Below are 24,316 nucleotides of genomic sequence, written 5' to 3'. Positions count from 1 at the left end.
ACACGACACAAAGGCGGCATGTCTGACTCACCTGTCTCCAATGATCATGCCGTTTCCGTTTCGGAACTCGCCGCCAGCCTGAAGCGGACGATCGAGAGCAATTTCGATCATGTCGTCGTGCGCGGCGAGCTGGGGCGCGTGACGATTGCGCGGTCAGGGCACATGTATGCCGACATCAAGGACGAGAAGGCCGTCCTCAACACGATCATGTGGAAGGGGCAGGTCGACAAGCTGCCCTTCCGGCCGGAAGAAGGCCTTGAAGTGATCGCGACCGGGCGCCTGTCGATCTATGAGGGGCGGTCCAACTACCAGCTGATTGCGAGTTCCATGCGGCCTGCGGGCGCTGGCGCGCTGATGGCCCTGCTGGAAGAGCGCAAGAAGAAGCTGGCCGCAGAGGGCCTGTTCGAAGCCAGCCACAAGAAGAAACTGCCCTACCTGCCGCGTACCATCGGCGTGATCACCAGCCCGACCGGGGCCGTGATCCGGGATATCCTGCACCGTATCCAGGACCGCTTCCCTGTCCGGGTCATCGTGTGGCCGGCGCTGGTGCAGGGCGATGCAGCGGCGGCACAGGTGACGGCGGGCATCAAGGGCTTCAACGCGATGACCGGTGCAGACCGGCCGGACGTGCTGATCGTGGCGCGCGGCGGCGGCTCGATCGAGGATCTCTGGCCATTCAACGAGGAAATCGTTGTGCGCGCGGCGTTTGAAAGCGAGATCCCGCTGATCTCGGCCGTGGGCCACGAAACCGATACGACCCTGATCGACTATGTATCCGATGCGCGCGCACCGACACCGACCGGGGCCGCAGAGATTGCCGTGCCTGTACGCAACGAGCTTCTGCTCAGTGTCGAGGAGAATGGCGCCCGATTGAAGCGCGCGCTGGCGCGCCGTGCCGGACGGGCACGCGACGCGCTGAGGGCGGCCCGCCTGCCGAGAGCGGAAACGCTGCTGCAGTCAAAACGCCAGCGGCTTGACTATGCCGGAGCCAGCCTGCCCCGCGCCACGCGCACGCTGATCGAACGGGCAAAGGCGCGGCTGGCCGTGGCCCAGGTCAGCCCGAGCGGCCTCAGGGCCGATATCCGCCGGGCACGCCAGAGCCTGCGCGAAACGGCAGTGCGTGCGCGCCCTGCCCTGCTGCGCCTGATCGACAGGCGGAAAGTGGCGCTCTCGTCACAGGCGAAACTTCTGGAAACACTCTCATACCAGGCGACTTTGCAGCGCGGCTATACGATCATCCGCGCACCTGACGGCAAGCTGGTCAGGTCTGCAGGCGTCGCCGCCGCGCAGGCGCGTTTCACGGTCAGCTTCGCCGACGGGGACGTCGCGGCGTCGCCGGTCGATGGCACCACTGCCACGGCTACGCCCGCGCCTGAACGCAAGGCAAAAAAAGCCCCGGCCAAAGGCGGCCAGGGCTCTCTGTTCTGAAATCGACGAAGGCTCAGGCGCCCTGGATGTCTTCCTGCAGGACCGTCATCTGGAACTGGTAGGACGTTTCGCCCTCGTCAACGTCCTTGTAGACGAGCGCAATGAACTCAGCGCCGAGATAGACCTCAACGGAATCATCGGTCTTGTCGCGCGCCAGCAGGCGCAGGCCGGGATGCAGTTTCTCTTTCAGGTACGCCTCGAGTCTCAGCGTTTCTTCGCGTTCCATGGCGTGCTCCTTCGTGTCCAAGCGGCGCAAACTAGTCATTTTCTGCTGCGGCGCAACAGGGGCGCCTGCAATCCGGGTTGCCTGTGGGCTCAGGGCCTATTTCTCGATTTCGTCGGGAATGTTCTGATCCATTGTCTTTGCCGGCTGGCAGCAAAGCGGCTCGCCGACAATCTTGGCCGGAACGCCCGCCACGGTGCAATGGGCCGGGACGTCCTTCAGGACCACGCTGCCGGCTGCCACCTTGGCTTCGTCGCCGATCGTGATGTTGCCAAGCACTTTCGCGCCGACCGACAGGAGCACGCCGCGACCGATCTTCGGGTGACGATCGCCGACTTCCTTGCCGGTACCGCCAAGCGTCACGCCATGCAGGAGCGAGCAGCCATCACCGACAATCGCTGTCTCGCCGATGGTGATCCCCGTGGCATGATCGAGCATCACGCCGGCGCCAATGCGGGCCGCCGGGTGGATATCGACGCCGAAGAGCTCGGAGGCGACGCCCTGGAAGTGGAAAGCGAGAGATTCCCGGCCCTGCTGCCAGAGGACGTGCGCGACCCGGTGCGTCTGCAGGGCGAGGAAGCCCTTGAAGAACAGGAAGGGCTGCAACATGCCCCGGCAGGCGGGGTCGCGTTCGAGCACGGCCTGCATATCGGCTTCCGCCAGGCTCATCAGGGACGGATCTGAATCGTAGGCCGTCGAAAGGATATGGCGAACCTGGAGCGTGCCCATGACCGGTCCACCCAGCTTCTCGGCCAGATGATAGGACAATGCCTGGCACAGCGTGTTGTGCGAGAGAATGGCCGCATTGACGTATGATGCCAGTGTCGGTTCTTCTGCCGCTGCAGCCGCAGCTTCGAATCGCAGCCTGCGCCACGCGGGCGCTGGCGCGCCGATGTCAGGATTCTCGACCATTTCGGCCTCCCTCGAAATTGTCTTGTGCGCTGAGATGGGCGGAAGATCGCCCACGATCAAGACAAGGATTGTTCACAATTGAGCTATTCGGCCGGCATTTGCCGCCGCCCGAACAGGTAGGACAGGCTTTTCCTTATGGGTTTCAGCGTTGTGATACGGAAAACGGCCGGCACGAAATAGAGTGCCAGGAGGGCCGACCCGGCCACACCACCGGAGATTCCAGCGGCGAGCGGCATCCAGAACGCATCGCCCGTCAGCAGGATCGGGACGAACCCGCCCATGGTGGTCAGCGTGGTGGCAACGATATGGCGGGTGGCATCGACGACGATCTCGCGCTGCGCAATCACATCATCTGCCATCGCAGCCGGACTGGCGCGCAAGAGCGACAGGACAACGATCGAACTGTTGATCGCGATCCCCAGCAGGCCGAGCCCGCCGATGATCGCGTTGAACCCGAATGGCAGGTTGAACAGCCAGACACCGAAGAAGGCGAGCCCCAGCGACAGGAAGCCCGTCGTCAGGATTAGCAGCATCATCCGGAAGGAATTGAACACGAGCATGATCGCTCCGGCCATCACCAGGATCAGCGGGATTCCCACGCTGGCCAGGTTGGTAAGGGCTTCACCCGAATTCTCGGCTTCGCCACCAATGCGGATGTCGTACCCGGCCGGAAGCTGGAAATCGCTGGCGGCGAGCCGTGCCTGATAATCCTCGAACACCGGCGCCGGCAGGGTATAGGGGTCAAGGAAGGCAAGGATCTGGTTCATGCGCTGGCCATCCCGGCGGGAAATCACGGCCGTTTTCGGATCAAGCGACATTTCCCCCAGCGCAGACAGCGGTGTGCCGGCACCGTTCGGACCAGCGCCCACGGTCATGGCCCTCAGGTCTGACAGCGTGCCGCGCCGAGCGTTTGGCGCGATCACGATCACCGGCAATTCCTCGGTGCCTTCAACCACAGACCCGGCGCGTACGCCTTCGAGTTCCGCGTTCATCGCAGCGGCAAGGTGCGTCAGGCGTTCACCGGCAAGCGCGGTGGCGGCTTCGTCTGCATTGAGGCTGACGGTTGGCGCACCGAGTTGAAGCGAGGCCACGGTGTAGGTGACGCCGGGCGTCTGCGCGAGAATGGTGCGCACCTGGTCACCGAGCTGGCCCAGCGTTTCGAAGTCATCGCCCCGGATCAGGAACTCGATCGGTGCGTCCGCCGGCGGCCCCTGCTCGAACGGCAATGCAAGGAAGCGTGCCCCCGGGAACGCCTCCCGCATCTCGCGCTGGACATTGGCAACGATGGCACGCGTGCGCCGGTTATCGTCGAGTTGCACCCAGCCCGATGCAAAGCCTTCAACGCCCTCGGTATTGTTGATCATGTTGTAATAGACGCGCGGCGACGGCTCGCCGAGCACCCAGGTGACGGACCGCACGCCGTCCATCGCCCTGATCATCTCGCTGGCCCGGCTGGTGGCCTCAATCGTGTTTGAAAGGTTTGCCTCCGGTGGCAGCTGCATCGAGATCTGGAACTGGTCGCGTTCCGTCTGCGGGAAGAATTGCGATGGCAGCTGGCCGACAAGGATGAAGCCCACAATGGCCGGAAGGATGCCGAACGCTATGCCGAGCGGGGGAAACCTCAGCACGGCCTCGATCGTCGCGCGATAGCCGTCGGAGATGAAATTGACCGACACGCCATCCCGCCACCAGCGGCGAGGGCGCTTGGGGGCACCGGTTTCCCAACCGCGTGTGCGGTCGAACCAGCCCGCCATGGCCGGAATGACCGTAATGGAAATCACAAAGGATGCCGTGATCGAATAGACCACCGACAGGCCAATCATGCCGATGAATTCACCCGCGCCACCGGGCAGCATGGCGATCGGTGCGAAGGCGAGCGCTGTCGTGAGCGTGGAGGCGGCAAGCGGCGCAAACAGATGCCGCAGGCTCTTGTTGATGGCATCGACGCGTGAATGTCCACGTGCCCGCATCTGGTCAAAATCATCCACGACCACGATGGCATTGTCGATCAGCAGGCCGAGCGAAATGACGAGTCCGGTAACCGACATCTGGTGCAGCGGATTGCCGAAGACCTTGAACAGGATCAGCACGAGGCAAACCGTCAGGGGAATGGCCGACCCGACGACCAGCGCCGAACGCCACCCCATCGTGAAGAACAGGACGACGAACACGATGCCGGCCGAAAACACCAGGTTCTTCGCGAGGCCGGTCAGGCGGGCATTGGTGTAGGTGCTCTGGTCGAAGACAGTTTCGATGCGAAGGCCCGGCGGCGCGTCCGCAGCGAAATCATCAACCAGCTTGTGCGCTGACGCCGCCCAGACATCGACCCGCTGATCGTCTGAAATGAAAGCGCCGACCAGGATCGCCCGATGGTCGTTCTCGATCGCCATTCGCGTTGGCGGGTCTTCAAACCCCTTCTGCACCTTGGCGACGTCACTGACGCGAACGGCTGACCCGTCTGCCCGCTGGAGCAGGGGTACGCTGCGGATGCGGGAAATATTGTCGAACTCGCCACCAACCTCCAGGCCGATATTGCCGCCTTCGGCGCGCAGGCGTCCGGCGGGTGTCTTGCTGTCTGATGCGCCGATGAGGCCAGCGGCCTGGGTAACGGAGAGTCCCGCTGCAGACAGGGCTTCTGGATCGACCACAACGCGCACCTCCTCCTTCGGGAGGCCGTAAGTGTCGGTCAGCTCCGTGCCGGGCAGGCGCTGGAACCTGTCTTCGAGTTCAAGCGCCATGCGCCGCATCACGGCGAGCGGCGGATCGCCCTCGCCTTCCCAGACCAGGCCGACGACCAGGGTCGTGGCCCCGACATACAGGCGCTGGATGTCGGGCGGACTGGTACCAGCGGGGAATTGCGACTTTGCGAATTCGACCTTCTGGCGGATCAGGGTCCAGGCATCGTCCACTTCGGATTCGGTCAGATCCTCACTGAGCTGGACGCTGACCTGCGACACGCCCGGACGGGAGAAGGACGTTACCTTGTCGATCTCCGGCAACTCCATGAGAGACGCCTCGACGGGTTCGGTAACCAGCGCCTCCATGCGTTCGGCATCCGCGCCTGGCAGCGTGGTCAGGACGAATCCGTATCGTTCGATCAGGGTGGGGTCTTCCTGGCGGCCGAGCGTGAACATCGCGCCAAGACCACCGATCACAACGACCATCATCACCAGGACGGCCAGTCGCGGCAGGCGGTAGAAGATCGTGAACATGCGCCCCCCTGCCCGTCAGCCGTCGGTGGGTGTGTCTGCGCGCGGGCTTTCACGCGGAATGACCGGCATGTTCGGCGCGAGGCGCTGCAGCCCGTCGACGATGACACGGTCGCCTTCCTGGACCGGGCCACGCACGAAACCGCGGTCACCTTCCGAATGGACCATTTCCACGGGCCGTGGCTCTGCACGCCAGCCGCCATTGTACGGCGCCGCGACATAGACCATCCACAGGCCGCGCGAAGCGGTCGACATGGCTTTCACCGGCACCCAGAAGCCGGGCTCGTCGATCTCGCGCTCCATGCTGAGGCGGACGACAGCACCGACCGCGAGGATTCCCGGGTTCTCGATATCGAACATCGCCGCCACCGTGCGCTGGTCGGGATCGATGACGCCGGTCACCGTGCGCAGCTTCGCGTCAACCGTTCCGGTATCGGCCACCAACGAATAGAAATTGCCCGGCACGAGGCGCGCGGCGCTGACGGCGGGCAGGCCGATCCGCGCTTCGAGATGACCGGTTTCGACAAGTTCCAGCAGCGGCTGGCCAGGGGCAGAGATCGCGCCTTCGTCTGCCATGCGCGCGGTAACGACACCGTCAAACGGCGCCGTGATGCGGGCCAGGTCGATCTGTACCCGCAGCGTATCTGCCTGGGCCTTGGCCGCGTCGATCCGGGCGAGCGACGTGTTGGCCTGTGCTTCAGCCTCGTCGACGTGCTGTTGTGATACATGGCCCTGCAATTTCAGGGTCCGCTGGCGCTCGACCGTGTTCAGCGCGAGGGCATGGCCGGCCCGTGCCTCCTCGACCATGGCCCGTGCGGAGGCAAGCTGGGCAGTCAGGCTGCGCGTGTCGAGGCGCGCCAGCGTTTCGCCGGCCTTCACGCGGTCGCCAACATCCGCCGAAATCGCCTCGATGCGGCCGCCGCTGGAAAAGCCGAGCTGGCTCTTGCGGCGTGCCTCGGCGAGCCCGGTAAACGATTCGTCGATGCGGAATTCAGATGCCAACCGAACCGGCATGACGGAGACGGTCAGCGGTTCGGGGGCGGCAAAGGCAACTTTCGGCCCCTCGGCGCTACGCAACTGCAGCGCCCCATACAAGAGGCCGGCTACAACGAGAATCAGAATGAAGAGAAAGAAAATACCCTTCAAGACTGTCGGCCGCTTCTCTCGCGTCTCGTCACCCTGATAATAGTCAGAAGCCGGCATGGTTTCAGTCCTGAGCGGTGGGGTCAGTGTGGGGCAGAACGGCGGGGTGTTGCAAGCCGCGGAAGACGAGGTCTGCATGGAAGGCGACGAATTCGCTGGCGGACAGGCACGTGTTGGTTGGCCGCAGGTCCGGGAATTGCGGCAGGTGGGTCATCAGCTGGGCCAGTCCGTGAGATGCTGCCCACACTGACTTGGCCGAGAGGTAGGGATCGAGCGACGGGTCGAACACACCGAGGGACTGGCCTTCACGGACCATGTCGACCAGCAAACCGAATGCGCGCCCCTTGTTGGTCTGCATGAAGGTTTCCCAGTCCATGTCGGGCCAGACATTGCCGGTATTGCTGCCATACGCATTCGAGAACGCTGCCGCGTAATGGTGCGGGCGCTCGACTGCCGTCTCGATATAGGTGGACACACAGGCCCGGGCGCGCAGGTGGAATGGCCGGTCGGTGCCGGAAATCATGTCGACCCGCGACAGAAGGCGCTTGAAGAAGGCCTCTTTCAACTCGTCGATCAGCTCTTCCTTGGACCCGAAATACTTGTAGATGGCAGAGGGCGAATAATCGATTTCTTCGGCAAGGCGCCGGATCGAGAGGCCGTTCTCGCCTTCGGAAGCGAAGACGCGTTCGGCAGCATCAATGATGGCACCGCGAACCTTGGACCGCCGGCGCTCGGCGGGAGTCTGCTCAAGGGACATGTCGGACGGCATGGAACCTCAATGGGGTGTGCAGGCGGAATGGAAGCGGCGCGAATTCGCAAGGCGTTCATAAAGTGAACAGCGTTCACTCGATACATCAGGCACCGTTGCGAGGCAAGCAGAATCATTCCTGCCCGCCCCTTCCGATAGGGCCCCGGGACCGTTATGTAGCGGCCATGACAAAACGCTTTCCGCCTGCCCCGCCAATCGGCACGCCGATGCTGGCCACACGCCCCAGCGCCGACGCCCGCGCCCTGCTCGCCCTGCGCCGGTCCGCCAGCAAGCACCACATCGCCGCGCCCGGCCCGTCGCCCGGCGACCTGGATGAATTGCTGCAGATCGCGGCGCGTGTTCCCGACCACCGGCGGCTCTCGCCCTGGCGGTTCATCGTCTTCGAGGGCGACGCCCGCGTGGCGTTCGGCAAGGCGCTTGCCCACATCCACGACGCGAACACGCCTGATGCGGAATCCCGCGACGTGCTGGAAGCGGCTGGCCTGTTGCTGCGCGCGCCGGTCGTGGTGGCGGTGATTTCCTCGCCAGACGCCACCCACAAGACACCCGTCTGGGAACAGGAGCTTTCGGCCGGTGCAGTCTGCTACAACCTGCTCCTTGCGGCCAATGCCAGCGGATGGGCCGGCGCCTGGCTGACCGAGTGGATCGCGTTCGACGCGGACGTCGCCACCTTGCTGGGCCTGGCAGACACCGAACGCGTTGCAGGCTTCATCTATCTCGGGACGGCGACACTGCCCTCGCCTGAACGCGCACGGGCCGACATGACAGGAAAAGTAACGCGCTGGTCCGCACCAGCCTGATCAGCCGCGCCCGCGATAGGGTGCGACGCCGGTATCCGGGACGTGGAGCCCTTCCGGCACGGCGCCGGATTGCCAGAACACATCGATCGGAATGCCGCCCCTCGGGTACCAGTACCCCGATATCCTTAGCCAGCTGGCTTCGGTGAAATCGAAGATGCGCTTGCCGATAGAGACGGTGCAGTCCTCGTGGAATGCGCCGTGATTGCGGAAACTGGTGAGGTAAAGCTTGAGGCTCTTGCTCTCGACCAGCCAGTCGCCGGGCGCATAGTCGATCACGAGGTGCGCGAAGTCCGGCTGGCCGGTCACCGGGCACAGCGATGTGAACTCAGGTGCGACGAAGCGCGTGAGAAAAAGTGTGCCGGCATGCGGGTTTGGCACGCGCTCAAGCTGCGCCTCGTCCGGGCTTTGCGGTGCGGGCACGTGCTGGCCAAGCTGGCCGAGGCCCTCATAGATCGGATTGTCAGCCATGGGGAAGAATTCCTGGAACGGGGATGAGGTTGAACAATAGGCCGAAATACAGGGCATAGGCCAGAAGCAGGACTGCACCTTCCCAGCGGGCGATCCGCCGTCCGGTCATCACGAACAGCATCAGCAGGAATACCGACAGGATCAGCGCGCCGACATCCTTGGACGAAATGATGCTGGACACATGCTGCTGGGACATCGCCTCGACCGCCATTCCGCCGCGCAGGGTGAAGGGGTGGACGAGCGCAGTCATGCCGAGGATTCCGAGCACGTTGAAAATGTTGGAACCGATCACGTTGCCCAGCGCGACATCCGACTTGCCCCGGAAAGCAGCAATGACCGATGTCGAGAGTTCCGGCAGGCTTGTGCCGACGGCGACAATCGTGAGGCCAATAATCGTCTCGCTGACCCCCAGATCACGGGCGATGGTCACCGCACCATCGACCAGCAGGTTCGCACCGAGCACGACACCGGCCAGGCCGGCAACCGCAATGACCAGGCCGAGCAGGAGGCCATAACTCGCCTCGACCGTCCCGCCCTCTGCTGCATGCAAGCTGGCCGGGTCGCTGTCCCGGCTCTGGTCTGCGACCAGCGAATAGATGAGGTAGGTTGCCAGAAGGACGAGCAGCGCGATCCCGGCCACGCGGCTGAAACCGTCGAACCAGATCAGCACGCACAGGAGCGCCGTCACGCCCAGCATGATCATGCCGTCCCGGGAAAGCGCCCGCGGATTGGTCATGATTGGCCGGATCATCGCTGCAACGCCCAGGACCAGCAATATGTTGGCAATGTTCGACCCGACGACATTGCCCACCGAGATGCCGACAGCCCCCTTGTCGATCGCCTGCAGGCTGGTGACGAGTTCCGGAACCGACGTGCCGAAACCGACCAGAGTCAGGCCAATGACGAGTTCGGAAATATTGAGCTTTCGCGCGATGCTGACCGAACCGCGAACCAGAGCTTCGCCGCCGACGAACAGGAGTACCAGCCCGCCCAGAACCATGAGATAGGTCATCAATTGCCTCGCAATACCCGGAAGGCCGCCATCATAGGAGGTGTCGGGTTGCGCTTGCAATCGGAGACTTCGGCTGACGGTCAGGCGTCGCGGGCCATCCCCAGCCACGAACAAGCCCATATAATACAGAGCATTAATGGAAATATCCCGGCCCGGAATACAGTTTGAGGGGCGAAATAACCGATACTGCGCCTTATCTTGCAGACGCGCAGGCCTGTTCAGCCTTCATTTAGGAAAACTGGCGCAATCCTCGCATGGCAGCCAGCATGGTAGTTTCGTCGATGTCTCAACGGTATGCCCGCCTCTCAGCATCCGCTGGCGCAACCCTTTTGCGGCCGGTTGCCGGGGTGTGCCTGTTAGGTGCGTTGAGTGCCTGTTCGATCATCCCGGGCGGCAAGTCGATCAGTGCCGGAACCAATGGACGGCAGGTTCCTGTCGTATTCGATGGTTTGCCCCAGGGGCTGTCCGGCAAGGCAAATTCCGCGCTGGCGACCGACGATGCGCCGCCGCGCAGCGTGCTGGAAGCCCGCCAGAGGGCCGGTTCGGCGGCAGACACGCTTGAGGAGCTGCTTGCGTCAGAAGGCTACCTCGCCGCAACCGTTGCGCCCGAAATGATTGAATCGGTCGACATGCGCCCACGCCTCGACGTGTCGGCCGGCGAGATGTTCCGCGTCACCACCGTCCAGATGACCGTGACGGGTGACCTTGACGACACCGTCCGGGCCGACCTGGAAACCGCCCTCAAGACAATCGCGCCCGGCGCTCCTGCCCGCACCTCCGACATCGAGGCGCTTGGCGACAACCTGATCTCGAAACTGAAGGCGGGCGGCTACGCCTTTGCGGAAAGTCCTGCAATCGACGTGCTCGCGTCCCGCCAGGACAAGACGGTCGAACTCACCTACGCACTTCAGCCCGGCGCGTTCGTGCGCCTTGGCGACATGGTCGGGGCGGACCCGGCCTTCCTGGACCAGAAGGCGATCAACGCGCTCCAGACATGGAAGCGCGGCGACACCTATTCGCCGGAGAAGATCGACCAGCTGCGGACCCGCCTGCGCAGTACCGGCCTCTACAACGCCATCGGCGTCGAGATATCCAGGACGCCGGATGCTGACGGCTTTTATCCGGTCACCCTGACCCTGGCTCAGGGCAAGCTGCGTTCGGTGGGGGCTGGCGTGACCGCGTCCACGACCGATGGCGTCGGCGCGGACGCCTTCTGGGAGCGCCGGAACGTGACGGGCGCAGGCGATACGATCCGTATCCAGAGCGAAGTGGCAACGATAGCCCGTAACCTGACAGCGAGATACACACGGCCGAATATCGGCCGCTTCGGACGCACATTCACGGCCGAAGCGGGCGTTCGTGACGAAGAGACGGACGCATACGACCTCCAGGGCGTAAAAGTCGGCGCGTCACTCTCGCAGCCGCTCAACAAGAACCTGACCGTGTCCGCTGGCGCCACGCTCGACGCGACCCGGATCGACGAACTCAGTCTTCGCTCCGGGATCGACGCACGTGACCAACTGACCTTGTCCTTCCCGCTCACCGCGATCTATTCAACGGTCAAGCAACCGCTCGATCCCCAAGCCGGAAACCGGGCATTCGTGGGCGTGGAACCTGGCGTGTCTGTCGGCGACAATACTGTCGGATACACACGCATACTCCTCACGGGGTCGACCTATCACAAGATCGCCGACGGGCCGTTTGTCGCCGCGGTGCGCGCCGAACTGGGCGCCTTCGTGGGCTCAAACTCTGTTCCGGCGGACCGGTTGTTCTTTGCTGGTGGCGGCGGCTCTGTACGGGGCTTCGAGTATCAGAGTCTTTCGCCGCGTGACCTGAATGGCGACCTTATCGGCGGCCGCAGCCTGTTCGATCTGTCAACGGAACTGCGCTGGCGCCGTTCGGCCAAACACGGCTATGTCCTGTTCGTCGACACCGGTGCAGCGGCCGACAGCGTTGACGAAACGTTCAGTGACCTGCGATCGTCGATTGGGGTCGGCTTTCGCTACTACCCGGGTTTCGGCCCCATACGCATTGACATTGCAACGCCCCTGGACCGGCGTGACGGCGAAGATCCGGTACACTTCTATATCTCCATCGGCCAGTCTTTCTGATGATCTGGCTGCGATCCTTCTGGTCGGTCATTCGTCGGCACCCCTTCCTCTCGGGGGCTGCGATTACCGTCGGCATCTTCATCATCGCTGCCATTGGTGCCAGGATGTGGATCAACAGCGATGGCGGTCGCGCGTATGCCCTGTCGCAAATCGACGGACGCACGGTCGGCAGCCTCGGCACGCTGTCAGCCAGAGGGCTGACCGGGGACCCGCTGACCGAGGTTCATCTCGCCCATTTGTCGATCGCGGATGATCAGGGCGTCTGGCTCGTCGCCAGCGATATCCGCCTGAAATGGACCCCCCGCGCGTTGGTGTCCCGCCACGTCGACCTGAACCTCCTGAGCGCCGGCGAACTCTCGATCGCGCGCCGACCGGTGACAGCGAGCTCTGATAGCGGCGCCGGTTCCGGCCAGTGGAGCGTCGAACTCGATGACCTTGCGATTGGCAAGCTGGACCTTGCCGAGGGTGTCGCCGGTCCGGCGGCCGCCTTCAGTGTTGCCGGCAGGTTCGCCAGCGTGACAGACGGCACCCTGGACGCCCAGCTCGACATCTCCCCGCTGGAAGGCATGGGTGATCGCTTCAAGCTGGACGCCAAGCGCAATGCAGCCGGGCAGTTCATGATGAATGCGCAGGGCACCGCTCCGGCCGGCGGAACGTTCGCGACGCTGCTGCGCCTGGAAGACGGACAGGACGCGACGCTGACTGCGTCAGCGGATGGCACATTGAAAGAGGGAGACGGCTACTTCCTGCTGCGGATCTCCGACGAGGACGCCGCCGCGGTGACGGCCAAGATCGTGGACGGTCGCCTGACGGCCAATGCCGACGTCAACGCGCTGACCCTGCCCCTGCCGGATACAATTCGGACCCTCGCCGGCGCCAACGCGCGGGTCATACTCGGCGCGGATATCAAGAAACACCTGGCCGACTTCGACCTCTCCGGAAAGTTTGCGTCAGGCGACCTGACCCTGGCCGGACAGGCGGATATTGACAAGAAGACCCTCAAGGGCCCGGCGGCGCTGAAGCTGGACTTTACCGGTCTTGATGCGGTCGCCGGCCTGGCGGCACGCCTCGTTCTCGACGGCAACTTGACGGTTGATGATGGTGTTCCATCATATGCCGGGCAAGCAGCACTGGTTGCCAACAAGGGCGCCGATCTGTTCTTCCGCCAGCTGGCGGGCCCGCTGGAAGCCACGCTGAGATCGGAACGCATCCCCTTCAAAGGGACCCTGATCGCCGATGGCCTGTTTGGCGACAACCAGACCCTGTCGAAGCTCACCGGTACCGCGCCCACAATTGTTGCCAGTGGCGCATATGACCGAATAACCGGCATGCTGACGTTCGCCCCGTCGGCAATCGCGCTTGCCGACGGCAGGATTGCCGTCTCCGGAAATCTTGCGACCCGCGCAGGCACACTCGATATCCGCGGCACGGCTGACCAGTCACTCCTGCTGCTGCCCGGCGGGTTGACCGGGCGGGCAGCCGGGCCTTTCCGTATCTCCGGTAAACTCAAGACGCCGCAAATCGAGACCAGTCTCAAGGGTACCGGCTTCGGTGGTTTGCCGGACATTGCGCAGCCGCTGATCGGTCCGGCCCCGAATGCAAAACTGTCCGTCCAGGTTGGCGACAATGCCGTGCAGATACAGACGGCAACCATCACGGGGGCAGGCCTGTCGCTGGATGGCGGCGGAACGTACAGCTTTGACGGCGACAGTGCGGTCGCATTCCGCTTCTCCCAGACTGAGCCGTTGCCAATCGGCGACAACACGTTCGACCTGCATGAAGGAACACTGGACCTGAAAGGGCCGATGGATGCCCTGGTTCTGACTGTGGCCAGCCAGAACGGCGCGGCACAGGTTGCCTCCCGCAATGTCGAACAACTGGTAACCCACGCAACACTCTCGCTGGCAGACGGCGAGGTTTCCGGACCGGTTTCGTTGAATGCCAGCGTGTCCGGCGAAACACTCGACGTGGCTGCGCGGTTCCTGCGAAACGACGACGGCGTGCGCGTCCAGGAGATGTCAGGAACCTACGGGCCGCTTGTCCTGTCCGGTAATGCCATCGTGCCGGTCGGTGGCGGCCTGAGCGTGGTCGCCGACATCGCTGGCGAAGGCCTGAAAACGGATACATTCAGCGTCGCGTCCGTGCAGGCCCATGCCACGGTGACGTCCGTGGACGGGTCACCCATGGCAATCGTGATTCACGTGGACGGCACGCGTGCGCAGGTCCGCACCGGCATTGCAGTCGACACTTTCTCAGCCGACATTTCGAACAATACGTCTGGATACGATTTCAAGGTCTCGCTTGCGAATGCCGACCCCGCACGGCCGTTCGATTTCGATTTCTCCGGGACAGCCGACCTCTCCGGCACCGCGCCGCATGGCACGTTCCAGCTGTCCGGCTCTGCGTTCGCTGAGCCGTTCGCAACCGCCCAGCCGGCCCGCTGGAGCCTCGGTGATGCGCCCGATCTCGACATGCGCCTCGCGGTGCTTGGCGGGCAGATCAGCGCCGACCTGTCCGGCACCGGCGCAGCCGCCCTTCTGGCACTGGATATCGAGAACGTGGATTTCGGCGCACTGTTCGCACTGGCGGGGGCTGGCAAGGTCGATGCCCGCCTGAACGGACGGGGCGAATTTCATCCCGTTGGGCTGTCGCCGTCCGGCACGTTCGCATTCAATGCGATCAGCCCGGTACCGGGACTCGAGACATCGCTGTCGCTGGATGTGACAGGGCGGCTCAACGCCAGCACGCTATCCGTGAACGCGCGGAGCAATTATGGCAAAGGGCTCGTGCTGAACGCCGACGCTGCGCTGCCGGTCAAGACATCAGCCGATGCGCTGGTCCAGATCGATCGCACGGCGCCTCTCACCGGTCGAGCCACGCTCAAGGGCGACCTCAGCGCGCTTCATTCCGCAGCGCTCGCCTACGGGCATGATATCGGCGGAGATGTTGATGCGCTGGCGACCATGTCGGGCTCCCTGTCGGATCCGGTCTACAAGGCGAAGGCGAATGTCGCGAACGGAGTCTATGAATTCGGCGCGTCTGGCCTTCGGCTGACCGGGGTGACCCTGGACGCCGCCTATGCCGACAACGTCCTCTCCATGACCGGTGCGGGCAACAGCAACGGCGACGGCAGCGTCAAGCTTGCCGGCTCGCTCGGCGCCGGCAAAGGCCGGATCGATGCCGATCTATCCCGGCTGCTCGCCTACCAGCGCAACGGGGACAGCGTACGACTATCGGGCAAGATCGCCTTTTCGGATAATGATGCCGGCCGGCTTGTGAGCGGCGACCTGACGATCGATGAAGCACGCTTCTCGCTCGACAACCTGCCCTCAGCCGGTCCGAAAGCGATCGACGTTCGCTGGAAGGACGGCGATGTATCGCAAGATACGCCGAGCCGCCTGCGCCAGAGCGTGAAGCTGGATCTCGGGGTCAGCGCCACACGCCGCGTGGTCGTCACCGGCCGCGGCCTGGACAGCGAGTGGGCGCTCGACCTCAGGGCGACGGGGGCCGTGTCGGCTGTCCAGCTCAACGGGCAGGCAACGCTCGTGCGCGGCAACCTGGACCTCGCTGGCCGCCCGTTCATATTCGACAGCGGCAAGGTCACGTTTGATGGCCCGCTCGATTCGGCACGAATCGCCGTCGACGCCGAACGCACCGCAAATGGGTTTGTCGCGCGGGTTCAGGTCACCGGAAAGCCCACTCGCCCCACTTTCGAGCTGTCGAGCACACCAGATCTTCCCCAGGATGAAATACTTTCCCGGCTTCTGTTTGGCCGCTCATCGATGGACCTGTCGCCGGTGGAAGCGGCCCAGCTGGCATCTTCGATCAACCGCCTCAGTGGCGGCGACAGTTTTGACCCGACCGCCCGCCTGCAGGCCGCACTCGGCCTCGACCGGCTATCGGTGGGCTCGAATGATGCAGGCAACGCAGAGGTTGGAGTGGGGCAGTACCTGGCCGACGATGTGTATCTGCAACTACAGTTGGACGCCGCTGGTGGCGGCAGTTCGGTGGAGGTGGAATGGGAGCCCGCGCCTCAGGTGTCCGTCACATCCGAGACGACATCGACCGGGGAGAACAAAGTCGCCATAAGATGGAAAAAAGACTACTGACTTGCATGTGGTGGATTTTTGGGCGATGAAACCAGAGGTGTCTGGATCGAGGCGAATTTCGCCTATGGATGGCAGCTTTGCCACGCTTTCTCTGACTAACCGATTTCATCCTTCATTTTTTTAGGTACTGGTCGTCTTGCTTAAACATCCAGAGCGAGAAACCATGAGGGCTGAAATTGAAGGTAATTGTAGTGCAAAACGAACAGAGACAGTCGAGTTCCCGCGCCCCGACCCGGGTCGATCAGATGGTTGGAAGCAAGATTCGCGCACTCCGGATCAGCCAGAACCGTACCTTGGCCGAGCTTGGCGCCGAACTCGGAATCAGCCATCAACAGTTGCAGAAGTACGAGACAGGCACCAACCGTCTCAGCGCCGGGATGCTGTCGCTGGTCGCCGAAGCCTTGCGGGTGCCGATTGCCGATCTTTTCGAGGATGATTCAGAAGACGATGCGTCGGTCAACGACCCGGCAGCGCGCATTCGCGCCGAATGTCACGACTGGATCAACCGGACGCGGTCGCTGGAAAAACTGGATTCGATGGCGCGCGTGCTAAAGGCCCTCGCCACCGGATAGGGCCTGGGCCTCAGCGATCGATTTCAATGCCGCGTGCCGGTCCGCAGCCCTGTTCGGGTGGATGAACTGTGCTTCGAACCAGAATGCATCCTCGGCCTCGAATATCTCCTGCAACCAGTTGAGCACCACCCGTCCGCGCGGCATGCGCCATACCCGCTCGGTATAGGTCAGCCAGAATTGGATCGGTGCAACTTCCGGCAATTCCAGGGGCACGAGGGACGGCGCAACCGTGCCGATATAGGATGGCAGCAGGGCGATGCCGCCACCGTTCTTGCAGACCTCGATCATCGCGCTGCCCGAATTGCTCACGAAGGCGAAGTTCACCATCTTCTTGAGCTCGGACATCTTCGGCGCCCACCGCTCGATCTGGTTCACATACCCCTGGTGCAGGATGCAGCGGTGCTTGAAATATTCGAAAATGCTGCGCGGTTCGCCATTCTCGGCCAGATAGTCAGCCGATGCGAAACTGATATAGTGAAGCGTGCCCAGCTTCCGAGAAATGACATCGTGCTGCTTGGGCTCCGAGAACCGGATCGAGATATCAGCCTCTCCGGTCCCGACATCCGGCGCCTCCTCGCTGACGATCATTTTCAGCTGTATGCGCGGGTTCGCCGCCTGGAATTGTGGCAGGCGAGGCGCAACCCAGTATGGCCCGAGGCCGTCGCCGGTCGCCAGCGTGATCGACCCTTCGACCGGTTGGTCCTTGTTGGACGCCTGCTGGTCGATCATCTTCGCCGCCTCGGCCATGGAATGGGCATGGCTGAGTGCAACTTTACCGGCATCAGTCAGTTCGACGCCGCGTGTCGACCGGACGAATAGCTGTGTGTTCAGCTTTTTTTCAAGGTCGTCGATCTTGCGTCCAATAGTCGGTGGGGATTCACCGAGCCGCACGGACGCCGCGCTCATGCTGCCGAGTTCCGCGACGATACGGAATACGCGCAGATTGTCCCAGTCCATGCGCTCTGACGTCATAACAAGGTTCCCGATAGCTGGCACCGCCCGTACACATAGGCTGCCAAGGCAAAGGCGTCATTACCTGAATGTCGCGCGAATGCCATGACTATACTGGAATTCAGGAGTTAAGCCGCTTGATTGAGGGTAATCAGGCCAGAATCCACGGCGACTGAGGCGCACGAAATCTTCAGGACCCAGTCCTGAATACTTCCCGGGCCACCCAGGAAGAACCTGTTGGCGCGCCGTACAATCGGCAGCGGGCGCGCGGGGCCCCTGCCGGTACGGGGCACGGCGCGCATGCACTGCGCCTCGCACCAGTGCCAGCGCTCTTCTGGCGTCTGGCAGCTATACCCGTCACACCTGACCGGCTTGTGCAGAACATAGAGGTGTGGACCATCGACGAACAGATGAGACACCGCCGTGTTGAAATAGGCAGGCCGACGCCCGCCAAACGTCGCCGGATCCCTCAGGAAGCGCACGATACGCATCTGGTCGACTGACAAGCCGGGTTGCACCATCTGAGGCTCCCGGACCGAACGGATTGGAATCTGGGGATAGAACACATTTACCTCCAAGGCTCTCACCTCTGCCCCACCCGAAGCGCTCAAACTATGACTGCACAAGCCGGTTCTCCAGTTACGAATCAGCCACATGACACAGACGTCACACAATGCGCCCGGCCACCGACCGCTTTCCCCCGACGCGCAGAGGCGCGGTCGGGGAAAAGCGCAGGCGCAATGCGCAGGGGTCACAAATTGCGTATGGGTCGGTGACGTGTTTCGGCACCACAGCCCGTTCAGCGCGCTTTGCTTAAAAGCGTCCCTCGCCTGAAGATGGCACTGTCAAAGACGAGCCTGCATTCCGCCGACAATTCAGCAGGAATGTTTCGGTGCTATGTTCCCAGCGCCAGAATGCCTGCCGCCATGAAACGTGCCATGCGTTTCTTCACGGCGGGGAAGTCTTCGGATCGACACACGCCACCCGACAAGCGATCGATCCGCCCCGTGCAGGCCAACGTATTCATCAACGCACCCGTGACGAAGTGATATCCCCAGAAGATGTCTTCGTCAGAATAATCAGGCAGTGCGCGTTTCAGGATGCTGACCAGCTTCAACACGACCGGGTCGAAGTGCTTGTCCATCAACTCCGCCCCCTCAGGCGTGTTGCTGACACGTGCACAGAAAGCGGCATAGTGCATCCAATGCTCGCCTCCCTCATAGTAAAGGTCGAGATCGGTATCCAGGAAAGCGTGAAGCGCCCCTTCAACAGTTGGATGATCTCCCGCAGCCTTTTCATACTCACTGAGAGCCTTCATGCGGCCTTCACTCGTCACACCGGCCCGCCGCGCGAACACGGCCTCGAAAAGGTGCTGCTTGTCCTCGAAATAATAGTGAACGAGGGTAGTATGGATACCCACCTGCTTTGCAACGTCTCGCAGCGTAACACCATGCAAGCCATTCCTGGAAAACAGGTATTCCGCTGCGTCCAGAATTTGCTCCATGCTTTCCGCACGTTGCTCTGCCTTGCTGCGACTTGGCCGCTTGGCTTTCGTATTCGACATCGTGTCGTCCTTTCTTTCAGGATAGATTGGGCGATTCACATCCGTCAACCACTGGCCCACATGCAGGCGACTACACATCGTCTTTGGGCAACTCTCTACCGGTTTCCTTCGATCTTTTCCGTCGTATTTGACGGCATTGCACGAGCCTGAACCCTATACACGGCACACCCGTAGCCGCCCAGACGTCTTTCCTTCCCGCCTCCCATACAATGCAAATCACGACCATTCAATTGACTTCACTCTCACATGAGTGAATATCTTTTCCGGAGGGAGGTTTCCAGTCGACGGTCAAGACGACCGCCACTTTGAACACGTTGCTTAGCGTAGGCTCTTCCGCCAGGCGCCGCCGGGCAGACAACGCGAAAACAACGAAACACCGAGCGGAAAAAGCAGGCGCCCACGAGTGGTCGGCCTGTTCCGTCCAGCATCCATCAAACAGATAAAATTCAGGGCTTTCGGGAGGGAAATGTGAAACCAGAGGCAACTCAACAGGCAGAATCTGTCCAGAATGAGCCGATCTCTACCAGCACGACGGTAAATACACCTTACACAAGCAAAAGGTACCGCATCTACGTCCTGCTCGTGCTCACGATCGTCTACGCTTTCAACTTCATAGACCGACAGCTACTGGTCATACTCCAGGAACCGATCAAGGCCGAACTTGATCTTTCGGACACGCAGCTCGGCCTGTTGACCGGATTTGCCTTCGCCCTTTTCTACGTGATTTGCGGTATTCCGATCGCGCGGTGGGCAGACCGGGGTGTGCGTCGAAACATCATTGCATGGGCCCTGACGGTATGGAGCGTCATGACCGCCATATCCGGACTTGCCACGAATTTCACCTACCTGCTGCTGGCGCGCGTTGGCGTCGGCGTGGGCGAAGCCGGCGGCAGTCCGCCAGCGCACTCGATGCTCTCTGACATATTCAAACCCAAGAACCGCGCTCTTGCCTTGTCCGTCTATTCAATCGGCATCTATATCGGCATCCTGTTCGGATTCGCACTGGGCAGCCGCATCGCCGAGGCCTTTGGCTGGCGCATGGCATTCTTCATTGTCGGTGCGCCAGGAATCCTTCTCGCCATCGTCATGAGACTGACTGTCCGCGAACCCGTACGTGGTTGGGCGGAAGGTGCCGAGAAAAAAGACCTATCCACACCGCCCATCACAGATGTGATCAAATTGCTATGGAGCCGTGTCTCGTTTCGACACATCGCCCTGGCTGCCAGTCTGCAGGCATTTCTGATCTATGGCATTGGCAACTGGTTCCCATCCTACTTTCTTCGAAATTTTGACCTGAGCCTTGGCACTGTTGGCGCATGGATGGCCCTGACAAGCGGGTTTGGAGGTGCTTTCGGCTCATTTTTTGGTGGCTGGATGGCCGACCGGTTCGGCGCGCGGGACATTCGCTGGTATCTCTGGATACCCGCGATACTGACATTCATGATCGTGCCCGTTCTGATCATTGCACTGACGTCTGGGTCGGCACAGACCGCCCTGCTTCTGACTGCGCCCTTCAACTTCCTGACCGCAGCCTATCTGGGATCGGTGATTGCCGTATCCCACAGCCTGGTCAATATTCGCATGAGAGCGCTTACTTCCGCTGTCCTCTTCTTCATCCTGAACCTGATCGGACTGGGCCTTGGCCCGCTCATCGTCGGCGCGCTCAGCGACCAGTTCCTGAGCGCAGGATTCAAGACCCCGCTGGGAACCGCCATGCTGATTTGCGGAGTCATCGGGGCGCTCTGGGCTTGCCTCCACTACGTGCTCGCCGCGAGAACTATTCGCGAGGATATTGCGAGGCTGGAACGATGAAACCCGAAACGAAGCGAACAGGATATTACGGAACCGGGTTGATCGGGTCGGCCCTGCTAGCGGTCGCGGCTTGCCAGGCACCGGAGGCTGCCGGCCCGGACATCACCGGCTTGCCGCATCTCACAGTCAGTGACACGCCCACCAAAGCGCGGACGGAGGACGGACTTTACATTTCATGGCGAGAACACCTGATCGATGATCAGCAGACGAATGGTGGAACCGCCATCCGGGGCGGTGACGGTCTCGCAGTAGCGGATATTGACGGGGACGGGTATCTGGATGTCGTATCGGTGCATGAGGATTCCAACCATCTGCGCATCGCTTTTGGTACGCACGACCCCGACATTTGGGAAAACATCACCATCGCGGAAGGCGACGATGTTGCTGCGATTGAAGATGTCGCGATTGGCGACATAAACGGTGACGGATGGCTCGATCTCATGGCGGCCTGCGAGGAGGCTCACCTCCTTTACGTCCAGAACCCGGGCCAGCGTCCCCGCACCGCCCCCTGGCCACGGATCATCCCGGCCATTACGCAGAAGCGTGGCTCCTGGCTCCGCGTGTTCATGGCCGATATGGATCAGGATGGGCGCATGGATATCCTCGCTGCCAACAAGGGCACAGCTGACATCATCGATCCACTTCTACCCAGCGCAGCCCGCCCGACGTCGCTGTTCCGGCTCACGGGAGACCCGCTCCTGCAGTCGAGTTGGCAGGAACAGATACTATCGCAGGAAGTCGTGCCGAATACGGCGATGCCGGTCGACATTGACGATGACGGCGACATGGATGTCCTGGTCGCAGCGCGCCTGCGCTTTGAAATGGCGATCCTCGAAACAGTCGATACGAGGGCTGAACACGGCATCAGCGTAAACGCGCACCCCATCATCATCGCGCCCGGCATTGCCATCCCTGAAGGCTGGCACGGGGCCTCCAGCGCCTTCCAGTCGGTCTTTGCGGATCTGGACGGCGACGAACGCAAGGATCTTGTACTGGCCGTCCACGAAACCCCACAACCGATCGCGGGCAGCGCACTGATGGCAGGGCTGGGCTGGCTGAAACAACCTGAACGGCTCGACGAACCCTGGACCTTTTTCCGCATCGGCGACACGCTGCCGGACATCGTGGCCGGTATCGCGCTGGCAGACATCGATAGTGACGGCGACCTTGATGTGATCACGGGAGGTTATTCCGGACTCAACATTCTGCTCGGTGCCTATTCCGGTGCGTCGCGCGATGAAGATGATGCGCGCGTGACTGCGGCCTCTACCGTTGGCCGGATTGCATGGTTCGAGAACCCGGGAGATGCCCGCGCAACCTGGCGGCGCCATGACATATCGCGGCGCGTGCGCGGGATGTATGACGCCTTTATCCCTGTGGACATAGATGATGATGGCGATATCGACTGGGTCGCGACCCGTGGGAATAGCGGCGTTTATGATGGCGTTTTCTGGTTGGAACAGGTCCGCACCGCGGAACCGCAACCTGCCTTCACTGCCGGCCGGTCAAACGATAGCCGATCACTGCCGCTTCCGCCCGAAAACTGGATCGACACCTACGAAACGGAAATGACGTTCATCCCACCGAACAAGGCTGGCCAGGACTAGTCCGGCGGGACACCTATTCGTGCGGCCGGGCCCCGAGCCCGACATTCAGGAACCACGGCTCGCCGGCTGCCCTGCGCTGACGAACGAGCTCTTCATGCAGTTCGAACATACCCGGAAACGGATCGTGACGAACTTCCAATTCCTGCCCGATTTCCAGGTAGGCCTCGTCACTCCCATAGGCAGGCCATGCCGGCCCATGATCGCTTGTTGGTTGTCCGGTCGCAGCAAACGAGGTCCAGTAGTCCAGCAGTGCGTTCGAAATCGCCCGATCATTCTGGCCGTCTGGGTACGGCCAGTTGCCAGACAGGCGTTCGGCATCAAGCGCGCCGAACACGAAGGGCAGTTCGCTTGCATGGAAGGCGCATAAACCAGCCTCGCGCGCGTTCGGGTAACAATAGTCGAATACGTACATGAAGGCTGGCTGACCCGCCTCCCTCTCCTTCCGCACGATCCGCTCGGTTGCCCAACCATAAATCGCGTCGCGCAGCGTTGCGAGCATGGAGGCACCCACATCCTCCGCCGGGTAGAGCGCAAGAAAATCGTCAGCAAGCCCCCCATAGCGCGCGGCAATGGACGCTTCATAGTCATCCGGCATGCGCGGCAGGAACAGGCGTTGGGAACGTACTTCACCGCTATTGAGCCCCGCAAGTATGGGTACCCTGGAAAACATGCCGTGGTCGAACGAATCAATGATCTGCAATGGAAGTACTTTACCGTCGATCGTGCCCTGCGGCACGAAGCTCGCCTTGTCGGCAAGGTCCTGCGCGGTGGCGCCCCGCGCCGCATCGATGCTATCGAGACCAAGTGCGCTCAACACCGATGCGCCCCTTCCCTCTGCAGGCGGCAGCCCGTACGCCGGACTATCAAGCTCGGGGAAGTTCCGGCTGTTCGCGCTCTGGATGATCGCCTTCTGAAAAAGACCTGCAGCGTTCGGGCTGGCCAAAAGATAGGATACACTGAGTGCTCCGGCGGACTCGCCCATCACCGTGACATTGGCAGGGTCACCCCCGAAAGCTGATATATTTTCGCGCACCCATTCAAGAGCGGAAATCTGATCGAGAAGACCGTAATTCCCGGATATTCCGTCAGGCGATTCGGCGCTCAGGCTCGGGTGCGCCAACCAGCCAAGCACACCCAAACGGTAATTCAGGGAAACGAACACCACGCCTCGGCGTGCGAATTCGGACCCGTCATACATCGCCTGGGCGCTGCCGCCTACCCGAAGGGACCCGCCATGAATCCAGACGATGACCGGGGCTTTCACGCCTTCCGGCCCCGCCCAGATGTTGAGGGTCAGGCAGTCTTCCGACGTTTGCAGAGGCGGGTCGTAATAGAGGCTACGCGCCGGCACATCGGGCTGGATGCAACTTGGGCCAAACGCGGTGGCATCGCGCACGCCGCTCCAATCTGGCGGAGGAGACGGCGGTTTCCATCGCCCTTCCCCGGTCGGCGCGGCCGCATAGGGAATGCCCCTGAAAACATTGACGTCTCCCTCCCGCACGCCAACGAGCCTGCCCTGTTGTACTTCGACGGTCGGAAGAGGGGAACGGTCTGCAGACTGGGCGCATGCCATCAGACACCCAGAGAGCGCAGCAACCAGCACAGTCGTCAGGAATGATCGCGGTT

The 24,316-nt window shown here is 62.1% G+C and carries 18 protein-coding genes; 7 read left to right on the top strand and 11 right to left on the bottom strand.

Annotated elements, in window-relative coordinates:
- Positions 1–18: 18 nt before the first annotated feature.
- Complete coding sequence (xseA, locus tag HJO_RS02240) at positions 19–1,428, top strand: exodeoxyribonuclease VII large subunit (RefSeq protein WP_035613067.1); 1,410 nt, start codon at positions 19–21, stop codon at positions 1,426–1,428.
- 13 nt (positions 1,429–1,441) lie between these two features.
- On the opposite strand, the gene HJO_RS02235 is transcribed toward xseA, so the two are convergent.
- The 5 genes from HJO_RS02235 to HJO_RS02215 form a co-directional block, all read right to left on the bottom strand.
- Positions 1,442–1,654, bottom strand: coding sequence for a DUF3126 family protein (locus tag HJO_RS02235; RefSeq protein ID WP_035614307.1), 213 nt, complete (start codon positions 1,652–1,654; stop codon positions 1,442–1,444).
- Positions 1,655–1,750: 96 nt separating this feature from the next.
- Complete coding sequence (gene cysE, locus HJO_RS02230; protein ID WP_035614305.1) at positions 1,751–2,563, bottom strand: serine O-acetyltransferase; 813 nt, start codon at positions 2,561–2,563, stop codon at positions 1,751–1,753.
- An 83-nt stretch (positions 2,564–2,646) separates the two neighbouring features.
- Positions 2,647–5,775, bottom strand: a complete 3,129-nt coding sequence (locus HJO_RS02225) for an efflux RND transporter permease subunit (protein ID WP_035613065.1) — start codon at positions 5,773–5,775, stop codon at positions 2,647–2,649.
- Positions 5,776–5,790: 15 nt separating this feature from the next.
- Positions 5,791–6,975: an efflux RND transporter periplasmic adaptor subunit gene (locus tag HJO_RS02220; RefSeq protein ID WP_035613063.1), complete on the bottom strand. Its 1,185-nt coding sequence runs from the start codon at positions 6,973–6,975 to the stop codon at positions 5,791–5,793.
- Between the two features lie 4 nt (positions 6,976–6,979).
- Positions 6,980–7,684 carry a TetR/AcrR family transcriptional regulator gene (locus tag HJO_RS02215; RefSeq protein WP_051618004.1) on the bottom strand — a complete coding sequence of 235 codons (705 nt, stop codon included), beginning with the start codon at positions 7,682–7,684 and terminating at the stop codon, positions 6,980–6,982.
- A gap of 164 nt (positions 7,685–7,848) precedes the next feature.
- Between HJO_RS02215 and HJO_RS02210 the strand changes: the two genes are divergently transcribed.
- Entirely contained in the window at positions 7,849–8,484 is a 636-nt protein-coding gene (locus tag HJO_RS02210; protein ID WP_035613062.1) for a nitroreductase family protein, read from the top strand.
- Here the strand turns inward: HJO_RS02210 and queF are convergent, their stop codons facing one another.
- Complete coding sequence (queF, locus tag HJO_RS02205) at positions 8,485–8,952, bottom strand: preQ(1) synthase (protein ID WP_035613058.1); 468 nt, start codon at positions 8,950–8,952, stop codon at positions 8,485–8,487.
- On the bottom strand, positions 8,945–9,964 hold the full coding sequence (locus HJO_RS02200) for a calcium/sodium antiporter (protein WP_035613057.1): 1,020 nt from the start codon (positions 9,962–9,964) through the stop codon (positions 8,945–8,947). Before HJO_RS02200 ends, queF begins: the two co-directional genes overlap by 8 nt.
- Before the next feature lie 281 nt (positions 9,965–10,245).
- Here HJO_RS02200 and HJO_RS02195 point away from each other — a divergent pair, with 281 nt between their 5' ends.
- The 3 genes from HJO_RS02195 to HJO_RS17475 all read left to right on the top strand — a co-directional run bounded on the left by HJO_RS02195 (position 10,246) and on the right by HJO_RS17475 (position 16,756).
- Complete coding sequence (locus tag HJO_RS02195; RefSeq protein ID WP_162173749.1) at positions 10,246–12,075, top strand: autotransporter assembly complex protein TamA; 1,830 nt, start codon at positions 10,246–10,248, stop codon at positions 12,073–12,075.
- Positions 12,075–16,184 carry a translocation/assembly module TamB domain-containing protein gene (locus HJO_RS02190; protein WP_035613054.1) on the top strand — a complete coding sequence of 1,370 codons (4,110 nt, stop codon included), beginning with the start codon at positions 12,075–12,077 and terminating at the stop codon, positions 16,182–16,184. The genes HJO_RS02195 and HJO_RS02190 overlap by 1 nt, the downstream gene beginning before the upstream one ends.
- A 245-nt stretch (positions 16,185–16,429) precedes the next feature.
- A complete protein-coding gene (locus tag HJO_RS17475) occupies positions 16,430–16,756 on the top strand; it encodes a helix-turn-helix domain-containing protein (protein WP_051618002.1) in 327 nt (108 codons plus the stop codon).
- Here HJO_RS17475 and HJO_RS02180 read toward each other — a convergent pair.
- The 3 genes from HJO_RS02180 to HJO_RS02170 all read right to left on the bottom strand — a co-directional run bounded on the left by HJO_RS02180 (position 16,733) and on the right by HJO_RS02170 (position 19,271).
- A complete protein-coding gene (locus HJO_RS02180) occupies positions 16,733–17,728 on the bottom strand; it encodes a LysR family transcriptional regulator (RefSeq protein WP_084141352.1) in 996 nt (331 codons plus the stop codon). The two genes, HJO_RS17475 and HJO_RS02180, sit on opposite strands and share 24 nt — an antisense overlap.
- Positions 17,729–17,835: 107 nt before the next feature.
- A complete protein-coding gene (locus tag HJO_RS02175; RefSeq protein WP_035613051.1) occupies positions 17,836–18,228 on the bottom strand; it encodes a hypothetical protein in 393 nt (130 codons plus the stop codon).
- Positions 18,229–18,602: 374 nt separating this feature from the next.
- On the bottom strand, positions 18,603–19,271 hold the full coding sequence (locus HJO_RS02170) for a TetR/AcrR family transcriptional regulator (protein ID WP_035614299.1): 669 nt from the start codon (positions 19,269–19,271) through the stop codon (positions 18,603–18,605).
- Between the two features lie 468 nt (positions 19,272–19,739).
- On the opposite strand from HJO_RS02170, the gene HJO_RS02165 reads away from it, so the two are divergent.
- Together HJO_RS02165 and HJO_RS02160 are read left to right on the top strand one after the other, a co-directional pair.
- Entirely contained in the window at positions 19,740–21,083 is a 1,344-nt protein-coding gene (locus HJO_RS02165; protein ID WP_084141350.1) for a spinster family MFS transporter, read from the top strand.
- Complete coding sequence (locus tag HJO_RS02160; RefSeq protein ID WP_051618001.1) at positions 21,080–22,690, top strand: FG-GAP repeat domain-containing protein; 1,611 nt, start codon at positions 21,080–21,082, stop codon at positions 22,688–22,690. Before HJO_RS02165 ends, HJO_RS02160 begins: the two co-directional genes overlap by 4 nt.
- Positions 22,691–22,703: 13 nt before the next feature.
- On the opposite strand, the gene HJO_RS02155 is transcribed toward HJO_RS02160, so the two are convergent.
- Positions 22,704–24,263 carry a carboxylesterase/lipase family protein gene (locus tag HJO_RS02155; protein ID WP_051617999.1) on the bottom strand — a complete coding sequence of 520 codons (1,560 nt, stop codon included), beginning with the start codon at positions 24,261–24,263 and terminating at the stop codon, positions 22,704–22,706.
- Positions 24,264–24,316: the final 53 nt, after the last annotated feature.

The sequence above is a fragment of the Hyphomonas johnsonii MHS-2 genome (assembly GCF_000685275.1).
In the GTDB taxonomy this organism is placed as follows: domain Bacteria; phylum Pseudomonadota; class Alphaproteobacteria; order Caulobacterales; family Hyphomonadaceae; genus Hyphomonas; species Hyphomonas johnsonii.
The sequence above is the reverse complement of the archived record's forward strand: the minus strand, read 5'-3'. Positions and strand labels throughout refer to the sequence as shown.

What these genes read in the sequence shown, in the direction of transcription:
- xseA (WP_035613067.1), top strand. Translation starts at nt 19, where the DNA reads ATGTCTGACTCACCTGTCTCCAATGATCATGCCGTTTCCGTTTCGGAA.
- HJO_RS02235 (WP_035614307.1), bottom strand. Translation starts at nt 1,654, where the DNA reads ATGGAACGCGAAGAAACGCTGAGACTCGAGGCGTACCTGAAAGAGAAA.
- cysE (WP_035614305.1), bottom strand. Translation starts at nt 2,563, where the DNA reads ATGGTCGAGAATCCTGACATCGGCGCGCCAGCGCCCGCGTGGCGCAGG.
- HJO_RS02225 (WP_035613065.1), bottom strand. Translation starts at nt 5,775, where the DNA reads ATGTTCACGATCTTCTACCGCCTGCCGCGACTGGCCGTCCTGGTGATG.
- HJO_RS02220 (WP_035613063.1), bottom strand. Translation starts at nt 6,975, where the DNA reads ATGCCGGCTTCTGACTATTATCAGGGTGACGAGACGCGAGAGAAGCGG.
- HJO_RS02215 (WP_051618004.1), bottom strand. Translation starts at nt 7,684, where the DNA reads ATGCCGTCCGACATGTCCCTTGAGCAGACTCCCGCCGAGCGCCGGCGG.
- HJO_RS02210 (WP_035613062.1), top strand. Translation starts at nt 7,849, where the DNA reads ATGACAAAACGCTTTCCGCCTGCCCCGCCAATCGGCACGCCGATGCTG.
- queF (WP_035613058.1), bottom strand. Translation starts at nt 8,952, where the DNA reads ATGGCTGACAATCCGATCTATGAGGGCCTCGGCCAGCTTGGCCAGCAC.
- HJO_RS02200 (WP_035613057.1), bottom strand. Translation starts at nt 9,964, where the DNA reads ATGACCTATCTCATGGTTCTGGGCGGGCTGGTACTCCTGTTCGTCGGC.
- HJO_RS02195 (WP_162173749.1), top strand. Translation starts at nt 10,246, where the DNA reads ATGTCTCAACGGTATGCCCGCCTCTCAGCATCCGCTGGCGCAACCCTT.
- HJO_RS02190 (WP_035613054.1), top strand. Translation starts at nt 12,075, where the DNA reads ATGATCTGGCTGCGATCCTTCTGGTCGGTCATTCGTCGGCACCCCTTC.
- HJO_RS17475 (WP_051618002.1), top strand. Translation starts at nt 16,430, where the DNA reads ATGGTTGGAAGCAAGATTCGCGCACTCCGGATCAGCCAGAACCGTACC.
- HJO_RS02180 (WP_084141352.1), bottom strand. Translation starts at nt 17,728, where the DNA reads ATGACGTCAGAGCGCATGGACTGGGACAATCTGCGCGTATTCCGTATC.
- HJO_RS02175 (WP_035613051.1), bottom strand. Translation starts at nt 18,228, where the DNA reads ATGGTGCAACCCGGCTTGTCAGTCGACCAGATGCGTATCGTGCGCTTC.
- HJO_RS02170 (WP_035614299.1), bottom strand. Translation starts at nt 19,271, where the DNA reads ATGTCGAATACGAAAGCCAAGCGGCCAAGTCGCAGCAAGGCAGAGCAA.
- HJO_RS02160 (WP_051618001.1), top strand. Translation starts at nt 21,080, where the DNA reads ATGAAACCCGAAACGAAGCGAACAGGATATTACGGAACCGGGTTGATC.
- HJO_RS02155 (WP_051617999.1), bottom strand. Translation starts at nt 24,263, where the DNA reads ATGGCATGCGCCCAGTCTGCAGACCGTTCCCCTCTTCCGACCGTCGAA.